General features: G+C 60.1%; 11 protein-coding genes. 5 read left to right on the top strand and 6 right to left on the bottom strand.

All coding sequences use genetic code 11. The features are described from left to right. Positions 1–235 precede the first annotated feature (235 nt). Together E5X34_RS32090 and E5X34_RS32085 are read left to right on the top strand one after the other, a co-directional pair. On the top strand, positions 236–2,635 hold the full coding sequence (locus tag E5X34_RS32090) for an ATP-binding protein (RefSeq protein WP_292573156.1): 2,400 nt from the start codon (positions 236–238) through the stop codon (positions 2,633–2,635). After that, complete coding sequence (locus E5X34_RS32085) at positions 2,632–3,555, top strand: response regulator (RefSeq protein ID WP_292573153.1); 924 nt, start codon at positions 2,632–2,634, stop codon at positions 3,553–3,555. The genes E5X34_RS32090 and E5X34_RS32085 overlap by 4 nt, the downstream gene beginning before the upstream one ends. Here E5X34_RS32085 and E5X34_RS32080 read toward each other — a convergent pair. The 4 genes from E5X34_RS32080 to E5X34_RS32065 all read right to left on the bottom strand — a co-directional run bounded on the left by E5X34_RS32080 (position 3,493) and on the right by E5X34_RS32065 (position 6,596). Further along, entirely contained in the window at positions 3,493–4,860 is a 1,368-nt protein-coding gene (locus tag E5X34_RS32080) for a DNA cytosine methyltransferase (RefSeq protein ID WP_292573158.1), read from the bottom strand. The two genes, E5X34_RS32085 and E5X34_RS32080, sit on opposite strands and share 63 nt — an antisense overlap. 88 nt (positions 4,861–4,948) lie before the next feature. Continuing rightward, on the bottom strand, positions 4,949–5,359 hold the full coding sequence (locus tag E5X34_RS32075; protein ID WP_292573150.1) for a very short patch repair endonuclease: 411 nt from the start codon (positions 5,357–5,359) through the stop codon (positions 4,949–4,951). A 263-nt stretch (positions 5,360–5,622) separates the two neighbouring features. Further along, entirely contained in the window at positions 5,623–6,057 is a 435-nt protein-coding gene (locus tag E5X34_RS32070) for a hypothetical protein (RefSeq protein ID WP_292573146.1), read from the bottom strand. 113 nt (positions 6,058–6,170) lie between these two features. Then, positions 6,171–6,596, bottom strand: a complete 426-nt coding sequence (locus tag E5X34_RS32065) for an SgcJ/EcaC family oxidoreductase (protein ID WP_292573143.1) — start codon at positions 6,594–6,596, stop codon at positions 6,171–6,173. 184 nt (positions 6,597–6,780) lie between these two features. On the opposite strand from E5X34_RS32065, the gene minC reads away from it, so the two are divergent. The 3 genes from minC to minE all read left to right on the top strand — a co-directional run bounded on the left by minC (position 6,781) and on the right by minE (position 8,851). Further along, positions 6,781–7,671 (top strand): septum site-determining protein MinC, encoded by an 891-nt coding sequence (minC, locus tag E5X34_RS32060; RefSeq protein ID WP_292573140.1) that lies wholly within the window; start codon positions 6,781–6,783, stop codon positions 7,669–7,671. Positions 7,672–7,766: 95 nt separating this feature from the next. Continuing rightward, positions 7,767–8,582, top strand: coding sequence for a septum site-determining protein MinD (minD, locus tag E5X34_RS32055; protein ID WP_042638294.1), 816 nt, complete (start codon positions 7,767–7,769; stop codon positions 8,580–8,582). Beyond that, on the top strand, positions 8,579–8,851 hold the full coding sequence (gene minE / locus E5X34_RS32050; protein WP_042638296.1) for a cell division topological specificity factor MinE: 273 nt from the start codon (positions 8,579–8,581) through the stop codon (positions 8,849–8,851). Before minD ends, minE begins: the two co-directional genes overlap by 4 nt. A 237-nt stretch (positions 8,852–9,088) precedes the next feature. On the opposite strand, the gene E5X34_RS32045 is transcribed toward minE, so the two are convergent. Both E5X34_RS32045 and E5X34_RS32040 read right to left on the bottom strand, forming a co-directional pair. After that, positions 9,089–10,861, bottom strand: a complete 1,773-nt coding sequence (locus E5X34_RS32045; RefSeq protein WP_292573137.1) for an ABC transporter ATP-binding protein — start codon at positions 10,859–10,861, stop codon at positions 9,089–9,091. After that, complete coding sequence (locus E5X34_RS32040) at positions 10,858–11,889, bottom strand: glycosyltransferase (protein ID WP_292573134.1); 1,032 nt, start codon at positions 11,887–11,889, stop codon at positions 10,858–10,860. Before E5X34_RS32040 ends, E5X34_RS32045 begins: the two co-directional genes overlap by 4 nt. Between the last annotated feature and the right edge of the window lie 105 nt (positions 11,890–11,994).

The raw sequence follows: 11,994 nt of genomic DNA, 5'->3' as shown, positions 1-11,994 counted from the left end.
GAGGGGAGGAGGGGCATGGGGGAAGGCCAACATACAATTAATCTGAGTTGCGCCAATTTGGCGACGGAGCACGCTAGCCATACCAGATCGGCTCACCGGTGCCAGATCGCAACCAGGGTCTTCTGGGATCGCGAATTCGCGCGGCCGAGCAGAATAAGGTAACCTAGTCGCTCTATCACTCGAATATTCTCGAATACTGAGGTACCAATATGCCGGGTTGGAATCGGGTGGGTAAGTGAAAAATCAAGCTGAACCAAAATCTGAGGCTGAGGCGGCGAACGCTGAGGAGTCAGGTAAATCGCTACACTTCGATGTTAGCGCAGGCCTTAAACGCGTCATCGGGCGCGATCTCATCACCGACGATGAGGTTGCGATTTTCGAGCTAGTAAAGAACTCCTTTGACGCCGGAGCAACCATCGTCCAGGTGCGATTCGAAGGTAATTCAATTTGGCTTGTTGATGACGGCCAGGGTATGACCCTGAACGACATCACGAGTAAATGGCTTTTCGTTGCATATTCGTCTAAGCGTCTAAGTACTCCAGATAGTTTCCGTGAACAGATTGCCGAACGGCGCCATTTCGCAGGGAGCAAAGGAATTGGACGTTTCTCGTCAGACCGACTGGGCCAAGAACTCGTTATGCAGACTCGCTCCAGAACGGAACCGGCCGGCATTGTCCATCAAATCGAAGTCAATTGGCAGGCTTTCGAAGAGGACGAGACAAAGCACTTCGAGACGGTGCTTCTGAATTATGAACAACGTTCGAACTTTGATCTACCGGAAGATCTGGTGCTTCCTGCGTACGGTACTGCCCTCAAAATCCAACGCACGCGTGTAGGATGGGATAGGCACCGCATTTTACATCTAAAAACATCACTGGCTAAGTTGATCAACCCTTTTGGATCAGCCACTGATGGATTTCGAATAGAGATCATAGCACCTGCAGAAAAGGGTCGCGACCTTGAAATCGTTATGTCTGCCTCGCGAAAGGGCGAAGGGCCAGCGCCGAATGAAATCGTAAATGGAGAGGTCGGTAATTTTATTTTTGCGACCCTACGCGACAAAACAACATTCATTGATGTATCCTTTTCCGTTGACGGGAAAAGTATAACTACAACGCTCACGGATCGGGGCGAGCTCGTATTTCGTATCCGTGAACCGAATCCATTTAGCTTATTGACGCAGTCGGGCTTTGGTTGCCAGCTTTTCTATTTGAATCAGTCGGCGAAGATGACCTTTGCGAGGCGGATGGGCATACCCTCCGTGCGGTTTGGCTCAGTGTTCCTGTTTCGCAATGGGTTTCGAGTTTATCCGATCGGTGAAGACGGAGACGATTGGTTCGGCATCGATGCGCGAAAGCAACAAGGGTATGCGCGGTTTCTTGGAACCCGTGATATCATCGGCCGAATAGAAGTCAGCGGAACTGAAGAAGAATTCAAGGAGGCGTCGAGTCGAAACCAAGGACTTATAGAAACTGCCTCAGTGAAGGAGCTCCGCGAGTGTTTTAGAGAGTATTGCCTGCGGAGATTGGAGCGGTATGTGGTTCCGGTGTCTTGGGTCGACAAAGGTGAGAAGTTCGCTGAAGACCTCTCGCGGCTGATGACGGATTCCGGGCGTGCCCGTGTGGCGATGGCGGTAGCTCGTTTAATAGACGCACCTGAGGTGGAGCTGCTTGACTACAGCCGAAAGCTCATCGGCGTTCTCAATGAGCGCTCAAGTCAGTTCGAAGAGTCTCTTGCTAGTCTTAGGGCGATTGCTGACAAGACCCAGGACAATGAACTTCATACCAATTTGGAGCGAGCTGAGCGACGGTTTGAGGAGTTAAAAGCTGCCGAGGCGGAAGCTGTTCGGGTAGCGGAAGAGGAGCGTAAAGCAAAGGAAGTTGCTCAAGCTGCTGCGGAAGCCGCGGAGGCGCAAGTAGCTCGTGTTACCGAAAGTCTGGTGGAAGAGCGTAAGCGCTCGCTGTTCTTGGCGTCGATTACCTCTCTGGATGCACAAAATATTATTAATATGCACCATCAGATTACGATTTACGCCGCCGACCTTAAACAGCAAGTGGAAAACTGTCTAGCGGCGGCACGAGCGGGTGAATTAAATATGGACGATCTTGTTGCCCGTCTGGAGCAAGTTGCCTTTCTTAATCAGAAGGTGCTGTCGATTTCAAGGCTGGCGACTAAGGCGAACTTTCGACTAGAGTCTGATACTATAGAGGACGATCTGGCCGTATACATTGAGGACTACATATTGCAGGGAGCTATTCCATTTTTGGGGGGCGGCATCCAGGTTCGTGTCGAAAATACTAGTGCTGAGTTTGTTCGCCGTTTTCGACCAATGGAGGTTGCAATAGTTATTGACAATCTTGTAAATAATGCCCGAAAGGCCAAGGCAACTGAGATAAGGTTTCGGCTAAGCAAGTCAGACAAAAATACGCTCGTTATGGAAGTCTCGGACGACGGCACGGGCTTGCCAAAGGATGTCGAGGAATTGGATCGTATCTTTGAGTTAGGCTTTTCGCGAACGGCGGGTTCAGGCTTGGGTCTCTACCATGTGCGCCAAGTGCTCGGAGAAATGGGTGGGGGGATTTCCATCGTGCCATCAGAAAAAGGCGCAAGTTTCTTGGTGAGGATTTCCAGGTGAGACTAGACTTCAAGGCACTCTGGATCGACGATCAGCCTAAGCACGTGAGAAGTTTCCGTGAGGGTATTCAGCGTAGGCTGAGCGGCCTCGGCTTCGAATTGGAGGTGATGGAGGTCAGCTCTCTAGACAAAGTGGACGAGGCGATAGGTCCGCATGTTCACAACGACGGGGTAGACCTTGTGCTTGTGGACTATGATCTCGGGTCCGGCAGTGGGGGTGAGGAGGCTCTCGCCAAAGTGCGAAAGCAATTTCCCTACAAGGATCTGATATTTTACTCAGCAGACGATAGGGAAAAACTTCGAAAGATCGCCTATGATGGTGGCCTTGACGGGCTTTACTTTTCGACTCGACTTTCATTAGTTGATGATACCGTGAGCGTAATTCAAAAGATGCTCCATAAGGTTATGGATATTGACCACATGCGCGGTGTGGTTATGTCGGCTACCAGTGACATTGACTTCATTGTCGAGAGAAGCCTTCTTGCTACCTATGATCGCCTTGATGTCAAGGAAAAGGCTGAGTTTAGAGCTGAAGTAGTGGCTTCGATTCGTTCAAAGTTAGAAAAGTGGGCGAAAGAGTTAGATAAGGCTGAGAAAAAGGGGTCGCTTGAGGCTATTTTTAAGTTGCGACATTTGTGCAGTGCGGCAGATAGGCTTGAGCTTTTGCTAGAATCGTTGAGCAAATGGACTTCAGACGGGAGCACGTATTTGGACAAGGCCAAGATCTACAGAGACGATGTTGTGCCTCGCCGCAATAAACTGGCTCATGTCACACTTCGTGAGGTTGACGGACGCCGGGTCCTAGATGGACCAGAAGGACCTGTTTCCGAAGACGATATGACCAAGCTCCGAAAAGACTTAATTGAACATCGGCAAAATTTCACCAGTATTGCAGTGCTCATAGACGTTAAGTTGGATTGAGGTTTCATGTGGATCGGCTGGTTCACTAGTAGCGCCAAGGTGGTGTTGCCAGACGTCCAGCAGTACCGTGCCTAGCACTTCAGCCAGAAAAGGCGGGACGGCGTTGGCAACTTGTGTGAAGCGTGGAACTTCGAGCCGCCGACGATGACCTCCTGTGGTGTATTTTCCTCTGAATGCAAACCAGTCTGGGAATCCTTGGAGGCGGGCGTTTTCGCGCACCGTCAGGGTTCGTGGCTCCGAATAATGGAGCAGATCATCGGGCATGCTAGTGATGGTAGGAGCTGGGCGTTGGGGGTCCAGTACCCGTAGGGCCTGTTTTTTTAATGAATATTCCTCTCTCATTTCTCGACTGAGAGAAGTGTTCAACCTTCCTGAGCTGTTGCACTTGGCGATGATTTCGCGAAAGCGCTGAGCGATATGCGGATTGTGCCGTGCCAGTCTGGTGTCGCTCGGCACTCCGCTGTACCCATCTCGCATTAGTCGCTGATAGTTTGTGCGCGGCGAATGGTAGTTAATGGCATTGAAGCCAGGGGTATCAGGAGACGGGATTGAACCGTTTCTTTGTAACTCGAGATCAGATAGCGCCGAAAGAGTGCTTATAGGAGTGAGCAAGCGGTGCTTTCGAAGGAACCGACGACGGGCTTCGTCAATCCGCCCATCCATTGTCTTCAAGTTAACTTGGAGACCGCGGTGGAAAGCAACTAAGATGAATCGCGTGCGGGCCTGTGGAACACCATAGTCAGAGGCATTCACAATTGTCCAATACACTTGATAGGTCTCACCTAGCTCTCTTCTCAAAAAATCAGCGTAGTTGACGAGTTCGTCCGTGTTGCCTGTTTGATTGAAGTCGACCGTGATCCCTCGAACATTCTCAAGGAGGACGATCGCTGGTTCAGCCAGTTGCACAAGCTCAAGGTATGCCTTCATCAAGCTATTACGCGGATCGGACGGATCGCGTCTTCCAGCGCTCGAGAACCCTTGACACGGTGGGCCGCCCGCCAACAATGCCACTTTGCCCCGTAGGGCCATAAGGGAATTTCGACGTTCTCCGATGAGAGACGTCACACATGTTGGGCTTTGTGGCAGCCATTGTGGCCAATCGAATTGCGATTTGAACCTTCCCTCGAGTAGATTGGATCTGAAAGTTTCAAATGCAAATGCATCTTTCTCAATGGCGAAAAGGCCTCGCCAACCTGCACGCAGGAGGCCAAGACTTAGTCCTCCACAACCTGAGAATGCATCTATGAATAGAGGCCTATCACTGGTTGTCTCGCTTTCCTGATCGGCCCCGCAACTTTCATTCACATTGACCACGCCTGCACCCCAGTTTCTGCCCTGCTGCCGTATACTGAATGATTTGTTGCAATCGCGCCAGGCCCCACCTATCGCGCTGTCATAAATCGAGAAACGCACGCACTCGCGTTGCGAGCAAAGCTCGTTCGTTGATATCGCATTCCCAGATTACAAGAACTTTCCAACCTTCCGACTCGAGTTGTGCGCGATTTAGTTTGTCGCGGCTACGGTTATATTCGAATTTGGCTTGCCAATAGTCTGGACGGGTTTTGGGCACATGAGCGAAGGAGCATCCTTCATGATTATGCCAAAAGCAACCGTGGACAAATATCACTTTCCGGCGCTTCACGAAAACTATGTCCGGCCGCCCGGGCAGTTTTTTGTGGTGCAGTCGATAGCGGTACCCCATGCCATGCAGCAGCCTTCTTACGACTAGCTCAGGCCTCGTGTGCCGGCTTCGAATATTGGCCATGAAGGCGCTGCGCTGATGAGCCGTCAGTTGGTCGACCATCGGATCTCCTCCGTTAGCCTCCAGTTGCGCATTGTTGTGGCCAGAAGGAGGCTTTCCGTAATCGATGGAATTCGACTTGCTGTATGAGCTTGCTGGGCTTGGCGCTCCTGTCTACACAGTCAATCCGTTTCTACATCGCGACTTTCACGCTCGCCAAAGGTGCCGATCGGAGGGGCGGTCACGTCGTTGAGCCGAAGGAAGCGCCGGGTTATGCCGCTGTTGCTATGGCGCGCCGTGCCGTTCGCCGTTCTAGTCCACCCACCTCAACCCACCCACACTGAGCACCCGACCTTCTGCCCGCTCGCCTTATCCAGCATCACCTTCGCGTCCACCCGCTTCAACCCCACGCGGTTGGCCCTCACTTCCTTGCTCGCGAGATAGGCCGGGTCGCCCACTTCCCAGTGGTAGCGTGTGTTGGCGGGCGCCCGCATCCAGGTGAATTTCGAGAGATAGGCCACCTGTCCAGGCGTGGTGTCGGCGAAGCGGCAGTCGATGGTCGCGGGCATAAGGCCCTTCGCGGCCATCGCGTTGACGACCTTGTCGGCATCGGCCGTCGCCAGCCATTGGTCGATACCGCTCGTCTGGTATGTGTCTACGGCTGCCGGGCGGTGCGTCATGCATCCTCCCAGCAGCATCAGCGCTGCCAGTGCCGTGCCTGCCTTGCCTGCCCGCCTGCAGTCTTCCCGATAAATGCCCATTGCCCGTCTCCTTGTCCCTGAAGAGTGGAAAGTCCCGGGCGGGATGGTGCTCGGCTGGACATCGCCTGTATATTAGCCGCTTCACATGCGCGGCTCGAGCGGGCTTGGCCGTTCTATCTGCTTGCGCGGGCAGGGGGAGCGATCGCGCCTGGGACGATGTCGGTGTTCTGGGCCACCTTGATCCGCCATCCAAGCTGTTCTTTCTTCACCACCAGAAGCAGGATCCCTTCCCGCGTTCCGGCGGGCGAGCCGTCCGGGGCGGAAGCGCCGGTCAGGGTCCATCTGTAGTGCACCGATGCGAGGCCGGGAGACAGCTCGACGACTGACGCGGCGACACCCTCCAGCCGGCTGTCGCGAAACATGGTCTTGTGCGTCGCGCGGTGCGCCGCTTCGATCTCGGCCCGGTCTTTCCACCACATGCCCACCACATTGACGAAATTCGCGTCCTCGCAAAACAGCGCCGCGAAGTCGTCCATGTCATGCCTGTTCCAGGCATCGGCGAATGCGGTTGCGGCGTCCTCGGGCTTGCTGATCTCCATGACATGATCTCCCTTGCTTTCCGCCAGGCTGGGGTGAGACGATAGCGGCATCGGCAGGCCCTGTCACCGTCCGGCCACAGAACCTGGCCGCGCCACTTCCTTAACGATCCCGATCCCCAAAATTAACCTTTTGTTAACCATTCGCCCGGCACCCTTTAACCATTGAGTAAGGATTCGCCTGGACGTGACCTTCGCTGCCCCCCTGCACAACAAATCGATCCGCTTCCGCGCCCGTTCCTTCGTCGCTTTCACGCTGACGCCGGAGGCGCCGATCGCCGACTGGCTGGAGGGGCTGGATCGCTGGATCGCCAACTCGCCGGGCTATTTCAACGGGCGCCCGGTGGTGCTGGACCTGAACATCCTGCAGCCGGGGCCGGAGGAGATCGGCGCGCTGGTCGGCGTGCTCGGCTCGCGCGGCATCCGTGTCTATGCCATCGAGCTGGAGGGCGCCGAGCTCGGGCCCGAGCTGCCGCCGCTGCTGGCCGGCGCCAAGGAGGCGACCGCCGAGGGGCTGCTGGGCCGGGCCGCGCGCAAGGCGCGGGCCGAGGAGCTGGAAGTCGTCGCCGGGGAACAGGCCCAGGCCGCTCAGCAGACCCAGCAAGTCGCGGAGGCGGCTCCGGCCGAGGCTCCGCAGATCGCGATGTCCGCCGACGAGCCGGTCGACCCCGATCTGGCGAGGCTCGAGGCGGTCAGGATCGAACCGGCGCAAGCCGCAAGCGCGGGCGCCGGGCCGGCGCCGCCTTCGGCCGGCACGCTGATGATCAAGGCGCCGATCCGCTCGGGACAGTCGGTGTTCCATCCGCATGGCGACGTCATCGTGCTCGGCTCGGTCGCGTCCGGCTCGGAAATCGTCGCCGGCGGCTCGATCCATGTCTATGGCACGCTGCGCGGCCGCGCGATCGCCGGCTCGGAAGGCAATGTTTCGGCGCGCATCTTCTGCCGCAAGAACGAGGCCGAGCTGCTTGCCGTCGACGGCTGGTACACGACCGCGGAGGAGATGGAAGGCGTGTCGCGCGGCAAGGCCGTGCAGGCCTTCCTCGACCATGATGCGCTCTGCGTGGTGCCGCTCGGCTGACGCGCAAGCTTCGGACCTGTTTCGCGTGCCAGAGTTTCGAAGAGTCGGCCAAGCGGCTGGACCCAACATAAGAATCGCCAACGGAGGCTGAATATATGGGCAAGGTAGTCGTGGTCACATCGGGCAAGGGGGGCGTCGGCAAGACGACCTCGACGGCCGCGCTCGGCGCCGCCGTGGCCAAGACCGGCAAGAAGGTGGCGCTGGTCGATTTCGACGTCGGCCTGCGCAACCTCGACCTCATCATGGGCGCCGAGCGCCGCGTGGTGTTCGACCTCGTCAACGTCATCCAGGGCACCGCGAAACTGTCGCAGGCGCTGATCCGCGACAAGCGGCTGGAGACGCTCTATCTGCTGCCGGCCTCGCAGACCCGCGACAAGGACGCGCTGACCGAAGAGGGCGTGGCCGAAGTGATCGCCAGGCTGCGCTCGGTGTTCGACTATGTCTTCTGCGACAGCCCGGCCGGCATCGAGCGCGGCGCCCAGCTCGCCATGCGCTTCGCCGACGAGGCGGTCATCGTCACCAACCCGGAAGTGTCGTCGGTGCGCGACTCCGACCGCATCATCGGCCTGCTCGACGCCCGCACCATGAAGGCCGAGCAGGGCGAGCTGGTGCAAAAACACGTGCTGGTCACGCGCTACGACGCGGCGCGCGCCTCGCGCGGCGAGATGCTGTCGATCGACGACGTGCTGGAGATACTCTCCACGCCGCTGCTCGGCATCATCCCGGAAAGCCAGGATGTGCTGCGGGCCTCCAACCTCGGCTCGCCCGTCACGCTTTCGGAACCGCTCAATGGTGCCGCAAAGGCTTACCTCGAAGCGGCAAGGCGCCTGGAAGGCGAGGACCTGCCGGTGGTCGTCCCCTTCGAACGCAAGGGCTTCCTCGACCGGCTGCTCGGAAGGAGGGCCGCATGAGCATCCTCGACCTCTTCAAGCGGCGCACCAGCGCGCCGGTGGCGCGCGAGCGGCTGCAGCTGCTGCTCGCCTATGAGCGCCAGAGCCGCGGCCAGCCGGACCTCGTCTCCATCCTGCGCGAGGAGATCATGGCGGTCATCGCCAAGCATGTGCAGATCGACCAGGACTATCTCCAGGTCTCGATGGATCGCGGCGCCACCATGTCGACGCTGGAGATCGACATCCAGATCCCCAACAAGAGCGCCGCGCCGCTGGCCATGGCGGGGTGATTGGCTGATCTCCCCCCTTGTGGGGGAGATGCCCGGCAGGGCAGAGGGGGGCGCTGTCCCGCCAGCCTTGCTAAGCTTGGGCCGAACACGTCCCGGGACTAGTCGTCTGAAGGCCGGCAAAAAACAGGGGTTGGCGTTCCTTCGCGCCCCCCTCTGGCCTGCCGGCCATCTCCCCCACGAGGGGGGAGATTGGCAGCTTTGGCGCCGCGCCGCTTCTGCAACGCCCGGCAAATCCCCTCACTCCGGCTGGTACAATTCATCCATGCTGCGCGCCGCGAGTTCCGCGAAGGGCGCCTGCTTCCTCACCCTGCCATGCTCCAGGATCACCAGGTCGTCGCAGAACGAGATGGTCGAGTGGTGGTGGCTGATGACGATTGTCGTGCGGCGGCCGGCGCGCGACTTCAGCGTTTCCACGATCGCCGCTTCCGAAAGCCCGTCGACAGCGTTGGTGGCCTCGTCGAGGATCAGGATGTCGGGATCGCGCACCAGCGCGCGGGCGAGCGCGATGCGCTGCCTCTGGCCGGCCGACAGGTTCACGCCGCGATAGCCGACGACCGTCTGGTAGCCCTGCGGCAGTCGCTCGATGAACTCATGCGCCTCGGCAAGCTCTGCCGCGCTCCGCGCTTCTTCCTCGCTCGCTCTGTCCTTGCCGTAGGTGATGTTGTCGAGGATGGTGCCGTCCACCAGCTCCAGTTCCTGGCTGGCGAGGGCAATGTGCGCCCGCCATGCGACCGGATCGATCTCGCCGAGCGGCGCGCCGTCGACGAGGATGCGGCCGCCGTCCGGCTCGACGAAGCGGCAAAGCAGGTTGACGATGGTCGTCTTGCCGGCGCCAGAGCGGCCGATCAGCGCCGTCGAGCGGCCGCTTCTTATGTCGAAGCTCGCGGCATGCAGCACCGCCGCGCGCTGCTCCTCATTGGCATAGCTGAAGCTCACGCCCTCGAAGGCGATCTTGTCGCTCAAGGCGGCGAAGGGTCGGCTGCCTTGCGGCGGCGCCGGCTTGCCCTTGGGGTCGAGCAGCCAGGTCACCTCCTCCAGCGAGCCCGAAAGCCCCTGCAGCTGGCTCCAGGTCATCTGCAGGGCTCTGACATGCGGCTGCAGCCGGTAGAGCAGGATGAGGAAGGCGGCGACCATCGGGAAGCTCAAACCCGCCAGCCATGCCCCGATCACCACCGCCAGGAACAGCATGGCGTGCAACACTTCGGTCAGCGGCCCCAGTGCGCCCTGGCGGTTGGCAAGCTGGAAGGCCGCCCGGCGCACGCCGTCCGACGCCGCCTCGAACGCCGCCTTCTCGCGCGCCTCCTGACCGAAGATGCGGATCAGCCGGCCGGCATGGACCAGGTGCAGCATCCGCGAGGCGAGCGCGCTGTTACGCGCCGCCACGCTGCGGCTCGGTTTCCTCAGATGCGCCGACAGCGCCATATGCGCAACCTGGACAAGCGCCAGCCCGAGCATCACCAGCAGCGTCATCTGCCAGGAGAGCAGCAGCAGGAAGACGAGCAGGATGAGCGCGGCCGAGGCGCTGACGATCGAGCCCAGCATCGCCTGGATGGCGTCCGACGCCCGCCAGGATTCGCTGGAGATGATGTTGAGAAGCCGCCCGGGGCTCTCCTTCAGGAAGAAGGGATAGCCGACATTCAGCAGCCGCTCGGCTAGCGCGCCGCGGATCGCCTGGCTGGCCTTGCCGTAGATATGGGCGGTGAGCACCGAATTGGCGAAGCCGAGCAGGTTCTTCAAGAGGATCGAGCCGAGGATCGCGGCCGCGATGGCGATCAGCCGCTCGCGCTCGCCGAGCCCGGCGCCGACCTTCTGCAGGAGGGCCGAGAACCCCGCCATGCCGGCTGTGTCGCCATGCCCCATGATGATGCCGAGCAGCGGGATGATCAGCCCGATGCCGAATCCTTCGAGCGCGGCGCCGGCAAGCCCGAGCGCGACGACGACCGGCAGCAGGCCGAGCTGCCGGCGGCCGAGCGCCTGGTTGAGCATCGGCAGGGTCGGGCGCCCGCTCATGGCGCGCCGGCCTCCGCCCTGGCCTCGATGGTCTCGCTGCCCGACTGCGGCTGCCGACCCGGCCGCCTGACAAGCGCGAGAGCCGTGAACTTCGCCGCGCCAGCAAGGTTCATCAGCACGATCGGCCAGTGCGACAGTTTGAGATCCTGGTCGAAACACGGCCCGCCGGCGAGCTCGCGCATGGCGGCCCGCGCCGCCCAGTAGAAATGGCGAAGCAGCCAGGGCGCGCGGCGGATATGCTTCAGCAAAAGCGCGCCGTTGCCGAAATGATAGTCGCGGTGCAGCCGGTCGATCGCCATGCGGTCGCGCCGTCCGTGATGGTGGAAAATCGTCATGTCGGGCACATATTCCACCGCCATGCCGGCGAGCATCGCCCGCACCAGATAATCCGTGTCCTCGGCCGAACGCAGCGCCCCGCCGGCGCCAAAGCGTTCGTCGAAGGGGCCGATGCGGGCGGCGACGTCGCGGTGCATGGTCATGTTGCAACCCAGCACGAAGCCGCCCGGGTGGACCTCCGGCGTCAGCCGCTCGCGCTTGTCGCAGCGTTTGATCGTGAAGGGCAGGTCGAGCGCGTCGCCGATCTCGACGCGGCCGCCGCGGATCAGCCATTTCTCGCCGCTCGCATAATGCCGCTCCACGTCGATGAGATAGCCGCGGTCGAGCCTGCAGTCGTCGTCGACGAACACCAGCACCCGCCCGCGCGCCCGCGCCAGCCCCGCATTGCGCGCCGCCGCCAGTCCGCGGCGAGGCTCCGAGATTGCTGTCAGTGCGATGTCCGAAGTCGCAGTGGTCGCCGAAAGATAGCTGGCCGTGCCGTCGCGCGAGCCGTTGTCGACCACCACCAGTTCGGCTGTGTAGGCCGGGTGCGCCCGGCAAGCGGCGCGGATCGAGTCGATGCAGGCTTCGAGCAAGGCCAGCCGATCGCGCGTGCAGACGATGAAGGAGACCTGTGGTCGCTGCCTGGGCCACGGAGGAGGGGGCAGGGCGGGGCGCAGGTGCCGCAGCAGCGGATGGCGCTCGGCGTTCATGGCGCGGCCATCCTGTAGGGCGCGAGCACTGACGCTGCCGGCGCGGATTTGAGGCGGTAGGCAAGCCAATCGGCGCGCTTGCCCGCCCATAGCGAGGCCTGGCTC

It is taken from the genome of Mesorhizobium sp. (assembly GCF_004963255.1).
In the GTDB taxonomy this organism is placed as follows: domain Bacteria; phylum Pseudomonadota; class Alphaproteobacteria; order Rhizobiales; family Rhizobiaceae; genus Mesorhizobium.
The sequence above is the reverse complement of the archived record's forward strand: the minus strand, read 5'-3'. Positions and strand labels throughout refer to the sequence as shown.

Bases quoted from the DNA above. Each gene is read 5' to 3' on its own strand.
- E5X34_RS32075 (WP_292573150.1), bottom strand. From the start codon at position 5,359: ATGGTCGACCAACTGACGGCTCATCAGCGCAGCGCCTTCATGGCCAAT.
- E5X34_RS32070 (WP_292573146.1), bottom strand. From the start codon at position 6,057: ATGGGCATTTATCGGGAAGACTGCAGGCGGGCAGGCAAGGCAGGCACG.
- E5X34_RS32065 (WP_292573143.1), bottom strand. From the start codon at position 6,596: ATGGAGATCAGCAAGCCCGAGGACGCCGCAACCGCATTCGCCGATGCC.
- minD (WP_042638294.1), top strand. From the start codon at position 7,767: ATGGGCAAGGTAGTCGTGGTCACATCGGGCAAGGGGGGCGTCGGCAAG.
- minE (WP_042638296.1), top strand. From the start codon at position 8,579: ATGAGCATCCTCGACCTCTTCAAGCGGCGCACCAGCGCGCCGGTGGCG.
- E5X34_RS32045 (WP_292573137.1), bottom strand. From the start codon at position 10,861: ATGAGCGGGCGCCCGACCCTGCCGATGCTCAACCAGGCGCTCGGCCGC.
- E5X34_RS32040 (WP_292573134.1), bottom strand. From the start codon at position 11,889: ATGAACGCCGAGCGCCATCCGCTGCTGCGGCACCTGCGCCCCGCCCTG.